General features: G+C 33.0%; 13 protein-coding genes. 5 read left to right on the top strand and 8 right to left on the bottom strand.

All coding sequences use genetic code 11. From position 1 onward, the window contains the following. Positions 1 to 76: 76 nt before the first annotated feature. From fabG to P8I29_01995, 5 genes are read left to right on the top strand one after another with little or no spacing between them, the layout of a single operon-like run. On the top strand, positions 77 to 823 hold the full coding sequence (gene fabG, locus P8I29_02015; GenBank protein MDG1916572.1) for a 3-oxoacyl-[acyl-carrier-protein] reductase: 747 nt from the start codon (positions 77 to 79) through the stop codon (positions 821 to 823). Continuing rightward, positions 823 to 2,850 carry a hypothetical protein gene (locus tag P8I29_02010; GenBank protein MDG1916571.1) on the top strand — a complete coding sequence of 676 codons (2,028 nt, stop codon included), beginning with the start codon at positions 823 to 825 and terminating at the stop codon, positions 2,848 to 2,850. The genes fabG and P8I29_02010 overlap by 1 nt, the downstream gene beginning before the upstream one ends. Before the next feature lie 19 nt (positions 2,851 to 2,869). Further along, positions 2,870 to 3,715: a prohibitin family protein gene (locus P8I29_02005; GenBank protein MDG1916570.1), complete on the top strand. Its 846-nt coding sequence runs from the start codon at positions 2,870 to 2,872 to the stop codon at positions 3,713 to 3,715. A 27-nt stretch (positions 3,716 to 3,742) separates the two neighbouring features. Beyond that, a complete protein-coding gene (locus P8I29_02000) occupies positions 3,743 to 4,114 on the top strand; it encodes a hypothetical protein (GenBank protein MDG1916569.1) in 372 nt (123 codons plus the stop codon). Positions 4,115 to 4,156: 42 nt separating this feature from the next. Then, on the top strand, positions 4,157 to 4,561 hold the full coding sequence (locus P8I29_01995; GenBank protein ID MDG1916568.1) for a hypothetical protein: 405 nt from the start codon (positions 4,157 to 4,159) through the stop codon (positions 4,559 to 4,561). A gap of 2 nt (positions 4,562 to 4,563) precedes the next feature. On the opposite strand, the gene uvrB is transcribed toward P8I29_01995, so the two are convergent. The 8 genes from uvrB to P8I29_01955 form a co-directional block, all read right to left on the bottom strand. Beyond that, entirely contained in the window at positions 4,564 to 6,552 is a 1,989-nt protein-coding gene (gene uvrB / locus P8I29_01990; GenBank protein MDG1916567.1) for an excinuclease ABC subunit UvrB, read from the bottom strand. Next, complete coding sequence (locus P8I29_01985; GenBank protein ID MDG1916566.1) at positions 6,553 to 8,334, bottom strand: DUF349 domain-containing protein; 1,782 nt, start codon at positions 8,332 to 8,334, stop codon at positions 6,553 to 6,555. It lies immediately after the preceding gene. Positions 8,335 to 8,376: 42 nt separating this feature from the next. Next, entirely contained in the window at positions 8,377 to 9,111 is a 735-nt protein-coding gene (locus P8I29_01980; GenBank protein MDG1916565.1) for a shikimate dehydrogenase, read from the bottom strand. Further along, a complete protein-coding gene (locus P8I29_01975; protein MDG1916564.1) occupies positions 9,112 to 10,089 on the bottom strand; it encodes a DUF368 domain-containing protein in 978 nt (325 codons plus the stop codon). Between the two features lie 2 nt (positions 10,090 to 10,091). Then, on the bottom strand, positions 10,092 to 10,388 hold the full coding sequence (locus P8I29_01970) for a rhodanese-like domain-containing protein (protein ID MDG1916563.1): 297 nt from the start codon (positions 10,386 to 10,388) through the stop codon (positions 10,092 to 10,094). An 11-nt stretch (positions 10,389 to 10,399) separates the two neighbouring features. After that, on the bottom strand, positions 10,400 to 11,185 hold the full coding sequence (locus tag P8I29_01965) for a phosphosulfolactate synthase (GenBank protein ID MDG1916562.1): 786 nt from the start codon (positions 11,183 to 11,185) through the stop codon (positions 10,400 to 10,402). Beyond that, positions 11,169 to 12,569, bottom strand: a complete 1,401-nt coding sequence (locus P8I29_01960) for a hypothetical protein (protein MDG1916561.1) — start codon at positions 12,567 to 12,569, stop codon at positions 11,169 to 11,171. Before P8I29_01960 ends, P8I29_01965 begins: the two co-directional genes overlap by 17 nt. 317 nt (positions 12,570 to 12,886) lie before the next feature. Continuing rightward, on the bottom strand, positions 12,887 to 13,589 hold a 703-nt coding region (locus tag P8I29_01955), incomplete at its 5' end, for a PKD domain-containing protein (GenBank protein MDG1916560.1).

Below are 13,589 nucleotides of genomic sequence, written 5' to 3'. Positions count from 1 at the left end.
AAAAATACTAGAAAAGACGCTTTTAGCGTCTTTTTTATTGGAATACTATTATTTTAGCATTTAAATATTTGAAACAATGAAATTATTAGAAGGTAAAACAGCCATTATTACAGGTGCATCAAGAGGAATAGGTAAGGGAATAGCTTTGACTTTTGCTAAGCAAGGAGCTAACATTGCTTTCACCTACCTATCATCGGAAGAAAAAGCAAAAGCACTAGAAGAAGAGTTATCAGCTTTTGGAATAAAAGCAAAAGGCTTTAAGTCAGACGCTTCACAATTTGATGCTGCTCAAGACTTAGCTGATAATGTAATGGAAACTTTTGGCACTATAGATGTATTGGTTAATAATGCTGGTATTACGAAAGATAACTTGCTAATGCGCATGAGTGAAGAAGATTTTGATACAGTAATGGAAGTCAATATGAAATCTATATTCAACCTAACTAAGGCTGTGCTAAGACCTATGCTTAAACAACGTTCTGGTTCTATCATTAATATGAGTTCGGTAGTTGGTGTAAAAGGTAATGCAGGACAAGCTAATTATTCGGCTTCAAAAGCAGGTATTATTGGTTTTTCTAAATCTACGGCTTTAGAACTAGGCTCTAGAAATATCCGTTGTAATGTTATTGCTCCTGGATTTATTGAAACAGAAATGACAGCTAAACTCGATGAAAATATTGTAAAAGGTTGGACAGATAGTATTCCGCTTAAGCGAGGAGGATCACCTGAAGATATTGCTAATGCTACGGTATTTTTAGCTTCCGATATGTCATCATATATTTCAGGGCAAGTGTTAAATGTTTGCGGAGGAATGTTGACTTAATGAGTTACATTACTACAGAATGGTCAATGCTATGGATTGTGGGCTGTATCGCTCTTTCCTACGCTATGTCTTATGTTCTGTATAAAAAGGGCGTATTCAAATCTAAATTATATTTGAGAAGACTGTTGTTTGCACTTCGTTTTGCAACTCTTTTTTTATTGACCTTTTTACTGCTCAAGCCTTACATTAACCAATTTATTACTCACAAAGAACAGCCTATAATTCTTTTTGGTGTTGATAATTCATCATCACTCGTTGCTCATGCCGATAGTGCTTATTACAAAAATGAATTTGTAAATGAACTGAATAGTTTGAAAGCCGAATTTGAGGAAGATTTTCAAATAGAATTATATGCTTTTGGTGAGAAAGTTGAAAGAAACCCTATTTTTGATTTTAAGGATAGAAAAACGAATTTATCCGACTACATAAACGAAATATCAGATGTGTATTCTAATCGCAATGTTGTGGCTAATGTTATTGCGTCTGATGGTATATACAATTCAGGCTCTAATCCTTTATATGCTATTTACCTTTTTAATGCACCGCTATACACTTTATGCTTAGGTGATACTCTAGCACAGAAAGATATAGAACTTACAGCAGTCTCGTATAATGAAATTGCTTATTTGGGTAATTCTTTTCCAATAGAAGCTACTGTATTGACTCAATTTTCTAAAGGTGAAACTCTTGAGTTAAGTGTTTATGAGGGAGATGTTTTGCTAGATAAAAAAACAACCGTTGTCAATCTTGATGATGAAGTTCATTCCTTTGATTTTAGACTCAATGCTCAAAGTGTAGGTGTGCATAATTACAGGCTTGAAGTAAAGCAGATTAAAGGGGAACAAAATACCTCCAACAATACACAAAATATTTTCATTGATGTATTGGAAAGTAAGCAGAAGATACTTCTACTTTCTGACATTTCTCATCCTGATATTTCTGCCCTAAGTAAAGCTATTCAAAGTAATGAAAATTACGAGATAATTGTACAAAATACAGATGAGTTTGACGGCGATTATAGCCCTTACAGTTTGCTTATTGCTTTTCAGCTTAATGTGATAGATGCTAATATACCTACCTTTTACTTCATAGGTAACTCAAGTCAATCCTTATCATTGGATTGGTTTACATTCAAACCTTTGAAATCATCACTTAATGAGGTAAGCCCAGATTTCAATTCTTTTTCTTTATTCTCATTAAGCCAAAAATGGAATTTATGGATAGAAGAATTGCCACCATTATATAGTCCATTAGCTGAATACACCTTTAATTCAGAACATCATCATCTTTTTACTCAAAATGTATTGGGAATTGAGACCTCTAATCCTATTCTTTCTTTCAGTAAACAGAACGGATACAGACAGGCAATTTGTGCTACTGAAGGTTTATGGAAATGGCGAATGTACGAGTATCTCAAAACAGATGATCATAAGCTCTTTGATGAACTAATTAACAAGAGTATTCAGTTCTTATCAGTTAAAGAAGATAAACGTCCTTTTAGGTTGCGTCATGATAAGCTTGTTTATGAGAATGAAATCTTATTAATTGAAGCAGATTTATATGATGCCAATTATGAGTTGGTTAATAGTGCAGAAGTCAGCATCTTAATAAGCGATGAAAAAGGAAATGAGTATAATTATTCGTTCAATAAAACAGCTATTAATTATTCTCTTGAATTGAATCAGTTAAATGTAGGGAATTATAATTATCAAGCTAAGGTTATATTTAACGGTAAGGAACTAATCAATAAGGGTAAATTTTCTATTCTTCCTTTGGAATTGGAAAAAATTCATACTCAGGCAAAACCTCAATTCCTTTTTGCTTTGTCACAAAAATATAGTGGCAAATCTTATAATAAATCTCAATTTTCTGATTTAAAAAGTGAACTATCCACAATAGAATCTCTAAGTATAAGTTATAAAGAAGAATCACAAAGTGATTTCATTAACTTGAAATGGATTTTCACTTTATTATTTGTATTTTTGGCACTAGAGTGGTTCATAAGAAAAAGAAACACTAATATTTAACAATTCAAAATAAAACAAAATGTTTGAAAACAACGATTCGGGTGGATTTAACCCTAAACTTCCTAGATTTTTTGTGCTAGGTTTTGCAGCAATAATCTTCCTTTTGATAACTGGTGGAAATATGTTTTACACTGTTAACCCAGGTGAAAAAGCGGTAATATTTAAGCGTTTTGGAGGCGGTCTAGATAAAGATTTAGTTGTCCCTCAAGGTTTTCATTTTATAGCACCTTGGAATAAGGTTTACATCTACAATGTTAAAATTCAAGAGGATTATGAAGCTATGGAAGTACTATCGAAAAATGGTCTTTCTATAAAGGTAGATTTATCTTTCCGATTTACGCCTAATACTGCTGAGCTAGGATACTTACACGACTTAGTTGGTGAAGATTACTTAGAAAGTATTATTCGACCAGAAATCCGTTCTGTCACCAGAGAGGTTATTGGTGAGTATTTGCCAGAAGAATTGTATTCTACTAAAAGAGAAGAAGTGGAAGACAAGATTTTTGAGATTACGTCTAAATCTGTTGCAGATAAATATGTCTTTTTAGATGCTATACTTATTCGAGATGTAACTTTACCTAAGACCCTTCAAGCAGCTATTGAGAATAAGTTAAGACAAGAGCAAGAAGCCTTAGAGTATGAGTTCAAACTATTGAAAGAATCCAAAGAGGCAGAAAGAAAACGTATCGAAGCTGAAGGTATTTCAGATTTCCAGCGTATCGTAACCAAAACGATTACGCCTCAACTACTTAAATGGAAAGGTATTGAAACGACTCAAGAGTTGTCAAAATCGCCTAACAGTAAAGTAATTGTTATTGGAAATGGTGATGGTGACCTACCAATCATACTTGGTGGTGACAAATAATAGAGTGCTAATTTAACCTATAGAATAATGAGAAAGATATTAATTTTAATGAGTTTTGTATTGCCTGTAGCCCTAATGGCGCAAACTAGACCTGCTCCAAAAAAAGCGGTTGATAGGAAACCTGCTACAAAAGATAACATAAGACAAGAAAAACCAACAGTTTATTCTTATATGATAATGGAAGTAGTAGAAGTAAAGTCCAAAAAAGAGCCTACGGTTTTGCAATTTAAGTTCGAGTCATTAGACAGGAGAATTTCTGATAAATACCAAAATAGTTTTAAAAATGTTAAGACTGTTATCGATGCACTAAATAAATTAGGGCAAAGAGGATGGGAATTAGTTAGCGTTGAAAATAGACGTTATTTTCTCAAAAATAAGTTTGTCGCTAAAAAGCCTTAAAAACCATAATCATTTAAAGCCTCTTTTTAGAGGCTTTTTTTTATGAATAAATATTCCGAAAAAATAGTTGTAGCATGGGGTGAGGCTATCTCTGGAAATACTGAAATTAGAGATTGGTTAATGAAAAATAATTACCCTGAATTGGGTTTGTTTTGCCATGCCCTTTACTTCGACAAAAGTGCTACGGATTGGCTCATGAAGAATGCACCTCACTTATTGGCTATGATAAAAGGAGTAGAGGGCAAGAAAGATGCTCTTCGTTGGTTAGAGCTCAATGGCTTTCATTTATTAGCTAAAGTAGCTAAGGCTGCTGATAACGATAAAGAGCAGATGCGATGGCTCATGCTTAACGATAAACTCTTTGGTGTTCTTGCTCAACGTATAAAAACGGTTAAAGACGATATCGAAGAAGCTAACAATGATGTACACCGTTGGGGGTATGAGTAAATTTATTTTCTCAACTTCTTCAGTTCAGTGAGTTTATCTCGAAGTTTTACTGCTTCAATAAAATCTAAGTCTTGAGCTGCATTTTCCATTTGCTTTTTAGTGTTCTTTATGGCTTTTTCTAAAGTCTTAGGATTAGAATAATCTTCTTGGCTTTCAGCAGCCATACTCATACCTTCTTTTATAGCGTAAGGGTTTAGTTTTTTGGCTAATTCATTGTCCTTTTTCTTCTTTAATGGAGTAGGAACTAGTCCGTTTTCAGTATTGTAGGCGATTTGTTTTTCTCTACGTCTATTTGTTTCATCTATGGTAAGCTTCATAGAGCGAGTAACCTTATCGGCATACATAATTACTAATCCATTGACATTCCTGGCGGCTCTTCCGGCTGTTTGAGTAAGAGAACGTTCAGAACGTAAAAAGCCTTCTTTATCGGCATCTAAAATGGCTACTAAGCTAACTTCCGGTAAGTCCAAGCCTTCTCTTAATAAATTGACACCCACCAATACATCAAAAAGCCCTTCTCTCAATTCGTGTAATATTTCGACACGTTCAAGAGTATCTACATCGGAGTGTATGTATCGGCAACGTATTTCAAAGCGTGTGAGGTATTTAGTCAATTCTTCTGCCATTCGCTTAGTAAGGGTAGTAACAAGAGTTCGTTCATCTTTATCTACTCTCAATTTTATTTCTTCTAGTAAATCATCTATCTGATTGAGTGATGGTCTAACATCTATCTTTGGGTCTAATAATCCCGTTGGTCTAATGACTTGCTCTGCTACTACTCCTCCTGATTGCTCTAATTCATAGTCGGCAGGGGTAGCGCTGACATAAATGAACTGATTATTGATAGTTTCAAATTCCTCAAACTTCAAAAGTCGATTGTCCATAGCGGCAGGCAAACGAAAGCCGTAATCTACTAGGTTTTCTTTACGAGAACGGTCGCCACCAAACATGGCTCTTATCTGAGGTAAAGTCACGTGACTTTCATCAATTACGGTTAAGAAATCATTAGGAAAATAGTCTATCAGACAGAAAGGACGTGTTCCTGGCATTCGCCCATCAAAGTAACGAGAATAGTTTTCTATACCTGAACAATAGCCGAGTTCTCGAATCATCTCTAGGTCGTAATTGACTCTTTCATCCAAACGCTTGGCTTCTAATTTTCTATCAGTATTATGTAAGAATTGCACTTGATCCATCAAATCATCTTGAATCTGATGTATAGCACTTTGAATTCGGTCTTTAGAGGCAACAAATATGGTAGCTGGAAAAATACGTAGGTACTTGAATTTCTCAATTACCAAATTATTTACAGGATCAAAACTTTCTATTTCTTCAATCTCATCGCCCCAAAAATGAATTTTATAAGCTATATCAGCATATGCAGGAAAAACAGAAACCGTATCTCCCTTGACCTTAAAATTGCCCCTTTCAAATTGTATGTCCGATCGAGAGTATAAAGAAGTTACCAATTGATTGAGTAGCTTATTTCTACTTATTTTTTGTCCAGCCTCAATTTCAATAACGTTGTTGTTAAATTCTTCAGGGTTTCCGATGCCATAAATGCAAGAAACAGAGGCTACCACTATGATGTCTTTTCTTCCAGATAAAAGGGTAGAGGTAGTGCTTAATCGTAATTTTTCAATTTCTTGATTTATTGATAAATCTTTTTCAATATACGTTCCGCTACTAGGAATATATGCCTCTGGTTGGTAATAGTCGTAGTAGGATACAAAATATTCGACTGCATTGTGTGGAAAAAACTGTTTGAACTCACTATACAATTGAGCGGCAAGGGTTTTATTATGACTGAGTATTAGAGTTGGCTTTTGAACCTCTTTTATAACGTTGGCAACAGTAAACGTTTTACCAGAACCGGTAACCCCTAAAAGTGTTTGATGACTTTCGTTGTTGTCAATACCCTCAACGAGTTGTTTTATGGCAGATGGTTGATCTCCTGTAGGCTTAAAATCCGATACTATTCTGAATCCCATTTAAAGGGTGTTAAGCTGTTTCAATTTATCTTTTAATGAATCTATTTCAGCTTTTCCATTCTCTATTTTCTTTTCTATTTGAGACTTGAGTTTGTCTGCACCTTTTGAAGCGCCAAAGAAAGAGATATTGGTTTCGTATTGATTGACTTCCTTTTGAAGGTCATTGATTTTGTTTCTGACAAACTGCTTTTCTTTGTCAATTGCAAATGGATCAGACTTTGATTTTAAGTTTTGCAATTTGTTGTTGAACTTAATGTCATTCAACTCTTTTTTATCCACTTTCATTTGCTTGTACAAGCTGTCAATGGATTTTCTAAATTCATCTTCAATCTTGGTTTTATCCCTAGGAACATCACCTAAGTTTCGCCATTCTTTTTGAAAATTATCTAGAGTGTTCAAGTTTTCTTTCTTATCCTCAGAAAGTTTGAAGTCACTTACTTTTTTCAAGTAGTCTTTTTTCTTATTTAGATTATCGGCTTTTTCTTTATCTAGTTCTTTGAAGAAACTTTTTTTACTGTTATAAAAGTTGTCAAGGGCTGTTCTAAATCTTTTCCAGATTTTATCGGATTGTGATTTGGGTAAATAACCGCTTTTTTTCCAATCTTCTTGTAGCTTGATAGCCTTTTCAGATTTTAACTTCCAGTTAGCATCAGAATTAACCAATTCTTCAGCCTTCTCACACAAGCTTATTTTTTGGTGTAAGATATGTTTGTTTTCTTCTTTTTTTCCTTTGTAAAAGTCATTTTTCTTAGCGTAAAAGTTAGAAAGTGTTTCTCTAAGAAGTTTCCAAGCAGCCTTATTATCTTCTTTGCTCATTGGTGCTTGTTTCTTCCATTCAGCCTCTAACTCTTGAGCTTGAGTTGTCAAGTTATTCCATTCGTTGTGTGATTTAACCTCTTTGTCTGAAAGGGCGGCAATCTTTTCACAAATTTTGGATTTATTCTCAAAGGCTTGTTTCCCTTTTTCTTTGAGCTCCAGAAAATGCTCGTTTCTTTTCTTATGGAGTTTGTGTGTTGCTGTCTTAAAGCGTTCCCATACTTCTTCTCTTAGTTCTCTTTTTACAGGGCCTACTTCTTTCCATTTTTCGTGCAGGTTTTGTAAATCTGAATGAACCTTATTAATGGACTTTTCACTTATTAAGGCTTCTGCTTCTTCGCACATTGAAACTTTTTGTTTTAGATTTCTATCAAAATCCAAGTCCCTTAATTCGTTATTGATTTTTATAAAATCATAGAATTTTTCAACCTGATGATGGTATGATTTCCAGATGTCATTTCGATAGCCAATACCTACTTCTCCAGTAGAACGCCATTTATCTTGTAAGGCTCTAAACCTTTCAAAAGTTTCTTTAATGGTTTCTTCATCCTTTATTATGCTCTCAATATCTTTGATGATTTGAGATTTTATCTTGAGATTTTTGGCAAAATCTAATTCTAAGTTTTCTCTGTATTCTGCTTTTTTCTTGCGGAATTCTCCAAATATTTTTTTAAAATCTTTTTCTAATGGATGAATGAATTTATATTCTTCTTCAACACCTTCATTTTTTAAATATTCTTCTTTATGAAGTTCTTTTTCTGTGTTTATCTTTTTGTAGAAAACAGCTTTTATAGCATCAACACTTTTGGCTACAGAATAAATATTATCAATTTTAATTAATTCTGAAACTTGCTGATGTAATTCTTCAGCAGTAAATGTATTGTAATCAACTTCTTGAGTAGGGGTTTCTTCTGTTATTTCTTCATTAACAAGTTCTGTTTCAACCTCTTTTGATTCTTCTACCATCTTATTGTTAGATTAGATTTCTGCAAATTTAACTTAAAAACTTTAATAAGTGTAATTTTTACGATTCCATATAAACCATGATTCATCAGCTTGTATTTCTAGCATTTCTTTACCATTTTTTATGGTACACTTTTTTTCTTTACCAAAAGATAAAAATCGACTTTCTAAAGGATTATAAACTAAATCATAAAGAAAATGTTTATCGGTTAAAAATTGGTAGGGTATTAATGGATATTTATCCGTATCAGGATGTGTTCCTAGAGGAGTGCAGTTGATAATAATTTGATACTCTTCAAGACATTTTTTATCTATATCAGTGTAATCAAAAGATGAGCCTCTCGATACAATTTGATAGTCTAATTCTAAAACATTAAGAGCGTAAATAATAGCTTTTGTTGCTCCACCGTTGCCAAGTATTAATGCTTTTTTATGATAACTTTTCTTTACCTTTTTAAAAGAGTTAAGAAACCCTATGTAGTCGGTATTGTAGCCAATAAACTTTTGTCCTTTCCTTTTAACACAATTAACTGCTCCAATAGCTTTAGCTTCTTTGCTTAATTCATCTAGGTAAGGGATAATAGCTTCTTTGTGTGGGATGGTGACATTAAACCCTTTTAAAGTTAATAGTTTTTTTGAGCTGAATAATTCTTCTAAACTTGAGTTTTCAAGGTTTAAATACTCTGTGTTTTTAATGTTCTCTAGTTTGAATTTTTTCTCAAAATATATTTTTGAAAAAGAATGTCCAAGAGGATAGCCGATAAGTCCAAACGAAATCATTTACTCTTGTTTGGCTAAATATTCTACGACTATAATTGAAAGTACACCGATAAGCATAAATACGAGAACGAATATTTCATTTAGCCCCCATACGCTAGGAAGATAGCGTTCGTAACCCAACAGTAATGGCTCGCCATGTCTGTCAATTACCTCATTACTAAAGATTTCCTTTTTCCATGGCCATATAATACTTAATGATCCAAAGACAAAGCCTGTAAGCAGAGCTAGTGTTGCATCGTGGTATTTGTTAAATACCCATGAAATGATATTTGAAAATGAGATTAAACCAACAACAGATCCAATCAAAAAGATGATGAAGTAAATTAGTAATTCGAAATTTGGACTTGTTAAGAATGTGGTAAGGTTGCCGCTAGCTAGAGCTTGAACAAATTCTGATATACTATTTATAGATTTTACCATTAGCAAGTGGTAATTGCCCATTAACATCAAAATATAAGAACCAGAAAGACCGGGTAAAATCATGCCGCATATACCAATTAAACCACAAATGAAAATGTAAAAATAGGAGGAGTCTTCAGTTGGAGATGGCGATACAAATGATATAGTTAAGGCTATTATTGTCCCAAGTATAAGGATTAAGATGATTTTCCAATTCCATTCTTTTACTTTTAGTCCAACATAGTAAACCGATGCTAATACTAAACCGAAGAAATAAGCCCAGGTATGTGCAGGGAATTCTATAAGTAGGTAATCAAACAGTTTAGCTAAACTTAAAATGCTAACAACAATACCTAGTATAATGGGCACTAGAAAATTTAAGTTTAACTGAGAGTGTAAGGCTTGAAACTGACCTTTTACAAGGAGCTGAAAAGCATTTAAATTAAATGACTTTAGAGAGTCTATTAATTCTTCGTAAATGTTAGTTATTAGCGCTATGGTACCACCCGACACACCAGGAATGACGTTTGCGGCACCCATTGCAACGCCTTTAAAAAATCTAATGAAAAATGTTTTCATAATTAGAGATCTGCCGTTTCTTCTTCCCACTTTTGATATCCACCTTCTAAGTGAGATAAGTTGTTGTAAGCATGAAGTTTTTCAATCATATATTTTAGAGAACGACTTCTTTTACCACTATTACAATATATTATAACAGGTTTTTCTCTAGGAATGTCGTTAATTCTACTCATAAATTGTGCTAGAGGAATGTTGAGTTCGCAAATGGAGCCGTTTTCATATTCATAAGATTCTCTTATATCAATGATTTTGACATCTGCTTTACCATCGATTAGGTGTTTGAGTTCTTTAACAGTCATTCCTTGTGGTGCTATTTTGGTAGATGGTCAAAGAATGTGTCTCCTCTAAGCCCTAGCCTTAAACACTCTAGTGGTATAACCTCATTATAGGCTATATTGCCTAGGTTTACATTGGATCCCATTAATTTTATAAACCAAACTTGTTGGGTTTTTTGTGGTGATTCCCACATTATTTTATCGTTGTCAATTTTTGTTAAAATCTCCTCGATTAAATCTGAACGCACTTCACCACTACCTCGATATATACCTACGTTACCACCTTCTCGAGCTTCAGCAATAACTTTCCATGATCCTGCATCTAGTTCTCTTTGCATGAGTTCTATCCATTTGTAGGGCGGGATCAGCTTATTCGCATCTTTTGAACCCACTTCAGATAGTACTTTGAAATTTTTATTTAGCTCTGAAATATATTCACATTTTTCAACATGTGATATTTCTATAGACCCATCTGAAACTTCAACTGTATTGATGTTGTATTTATCCAGCAACCTTTTGTAGTCGTCAAACTTATTCCTAGCGATGAAAGCTTCAAATAATGTACCACCTAAATAAACATCAATGTTTGCATTTTGATAAAGTTTTATCTTTTCAGCAAGGTTTGGAGATATTATTGAAGTGCCAAAACCAAACTTTACCATATCGGTAAGCTCACCAGCAGTTTCTATAAAGTCTTCTACTTGACGTACACTTAACCCTTTGTCCATCATCATAGTAAGACCATTTTGACGAGGCTTTAATGCTCTTTGAGGTAAGTAAGGTATTTCGAAATTCATAAATGTTTTATTTTTTGTATTCAATCAGCAAATGTAGTAGATTTTTATTGTTTTTTATACTAGGAAAGTGTTGAAAAAACTCTTCGTGTAAATCGTAGTCAATAGACAGTGCTTCTTCAAATAATGTTAGAGCTTGATTTTCACTTCCGTTCTGAAAAAGATAAGCCGATAATCTATAAGATAGTTCTGCATTTTTTGGGTTTAATTTAACACCCTTTTTTAATACTTCAATAGCTTCAGTTTTAGATTCGTTTTTATAAAGCAAATGAGAGTAGTTAAGCCATGATTCAGAATCTAGTTCATCAAGTTCTAATACCTTTCTGTATGCTATTTCTGCTTCCTTAATAAATCCTATTTTTTCATGGATTTGAGCGTAGGAGAAAAGATAATCTACATTAGAAGAACTTATTTCAATGGCTTTTTTAATATGATATGAGGCTTCTAAATGCTGACCTTGTAAGTCAAGGATAAGAGCAATAGTGTACCAGGCTTCGCCAAAAAACTCATCTTTCCTAATACATTTATAAAAGTAAGATTTTGCCTTATTTAAGTCATCTAATTTTTCATAGAGTTCGCCAATATCAAAGTATAATATGGCATCTGCTTCTTCGAACTGAAACGTTTCTTTGCAGCAGTCAATAGCTTTTTGGTAATATCCCAGTTCGGATAATGACTCTGCTTTATTTGTGTAAGCTCTTATATAATTTTCTTTTATACATATACTGTAATCAAATGCTTTAATAGCATCTAAATGGTTATCCATTCTTTGATAAATAATGCCTAGATAGAACCAGGCTTCATAATCGTAAGGCTTGGATTTTATATGTCTTTTTATGAAGGATAAAGAGCGTTTTGATTTTTTTGATATCTCACAAGTTATGATGTAAGAGTACCAATTGATTTCATTATAATTATTCAAAATTAACAACCTTTCAAGCATATCTGCTGATTTAGAGAAATTGTCAATTTTTTGATATTCGTTAGCTAAGCATGAAATGATATCTTCGTTATTCTTATTGATAAGCAATAAATCTTCAAATATTAATATTGCATCTTTAGGTTTGTCTAATTTGCTATAAATACTTGCTAGAGTGTATAAATACTCTTCATTTTTTGTTGTAGGTACTTCCTCAATGACCTTAAGAGCTTCAGAGGCTTTGTCAAAGTACAATAAGGTTTGTGCCTTTTTAATTTTTAGCTGTGATGAAAATGGATAAAGTTTTTCATATAGAGAAAAGGCTTCTCTTAATTTAAATTTGTTTACGTTTTCAGTGTAATAATCAATTATTTTTTCGATTTCTTCAGAATCAAAGTAAACGAAATGGCTTTCGTTTAACATCTTGTCAAATCTGTTGATTAAGTGATTAGTATTGCTTTCTCCTTGTGAACTTAATTCATCTTCATACATAATATAAAGGTAAGTCTAAAGAATATATTTTCAAATTTTATTGAAATAAGTTTTTGAACAAAGAAATTAACATTTGATAATTGTTATCGAACAAGAGTTAGGTTGCCTACCAATTTTTCTTCAGAATTATTATGATAAATTACATGTATTTTATAAACATATACGTCTTGCTGACACAATTGTCCTTTGAAATAGCCATTCCAGCCTTCTGTTAATTCTTCTGAGTGAAATAAGTGTTCTCCCCATCTGTTATAAATATCTAGTTTATAACTTTTTGATCCAATAACGACAGGGTAAAAAATATCATTGATGCCATCTTATGTATTTAAATTATTGCCGTTTTCATTATTTGAATTAGGAGTAAAGCTATTTGGCACTATAATGTGTCCACTTGTACTGTTAGCTATACTCACATCTTTTCTACTAGTATCACTACACTCTTCGTTGTATGTTATTAACGTAATCGTATATTTTCCATTTTCTTGGTAATAGTGAGAGGGACTAAATTCTGTAGAGCTAGAAAAATCACCAAAATCCCATAAATAAGTATCAGCGTATTCAGACTTATTAGTTGTTTCTAATGCCATACCTAATTCTTCAATATAATCTGAACTTACTAAAAATCGTGAGATGGGTTTTTTAAAAACTTCAATACTGTTAGCTTTGGTCACTGAATGTGAGCCAGACTCACTTATTGCTGTCAAACTTACTGAGTAAATACCTTCCTGTTCATATATTTTAGTTGGATTTTCCTGATTTGAAAAATAGCCGTCACCAAAATCCCAACTGAAAGAAGTTGCATTTTGAGACAGGTTTGTGAAATTAACAGTTAGGGGTGCACACCCTTTCCCTTCGCCAGTAAAGTCTGCAATAGGCATATTAGGCAATATCTTTATCCATTGGGTTGCCGAATCAGTACAAGAGAATGTATTACTCATTATCAATTGAATAGCATAATCTCCAAAAGTTGAATAGGTATGCGTATTTGGGTTTTCTAATTGTGACGTTGTATTATCGCCA

The organism is Flavobacteriales bacterium (assembly GCA_029248105.1).
Taxonomy (GTDB): Bacteria; Bacteroidota; Bacteroidia; order Flavobacteriales; family UBA7312; genus UBA8444.
This window is presented reverse-complemented; position numbering and strand designations above follow the sequence as displayed.

Coding starts and splice junctions, on each gene's coding strand:
- fabG (MDG1916572.1), top strand. CDS start 77: ATGAAATTATTAGAAGGTAAAACAGCCATTATTACAGGTGCATCAAGA.
- P8I29_02010 (MDG1916571.1), top strand. CDS start 823: ATGAGTTACATTACTACAGAATGGTCAATGCTATGGATTGTGGGCTGT.
- P8I29_02005 (MDG1916570.1), top strand. CDS start 2,870: ATGTTTGAAAACAACGATTCGGGTGGATTTAACCCTAAACTTCCTAGA.
- P8I29_02000 (MDG1916569.1), top strand. CDS start 3,743: ATGAGAAAGATATTAATTTTAATGAGTTTTGTATTGCCTGTAGCCCTA.
- P8I29_01995 (MDG1916568.1), top strand. CDS start 4,157: ATGAATAAATATTCCGAAAAAATAGTTGTAGCATGGGGTGAGGCTATC.
- uvrB (MDG1916567.1), bottom strand. CDS start 6,552: ATGGGATTCAGAATAGTATCGGATTTTAAGCCTACAGGAGATCAACCA.
- P8I29_01985 (MDG1916566.1), bottom strand. CDS start 8,334: ATGGTAGAAGAATCAAAAGAGGTTGAAACAGAACTTGTTAATGAAGAA.
- P8I29_01980 (MDG1916565.1), bottom strand. CDS start 9,111: ATGATTTCGTTTGGACTTATCGGCTATCCTCTTGGACATTCTTTTTCA.
- P8I29_01975 (MDG1916564.1), bottom strand. CDS start 10,089: ATGAAAACATTTTTCATTAGATTTTTTAAAGGCGTTGCAATGGGTGCC.
- P8I29_01970 (MDG1916563.1), bottom strand. CDS start 10,388: ATGACTGTTAAAGAACTCAAACACCTAATCGATGGTAAAGCAGATGTC.
- P8I29_01960 (MDG1916561.1), bottom strand. CDS start 12,569: ATGTATGAAGATGAATTAAGTTCACAAGGAGAAAGCAATACTAATCAC.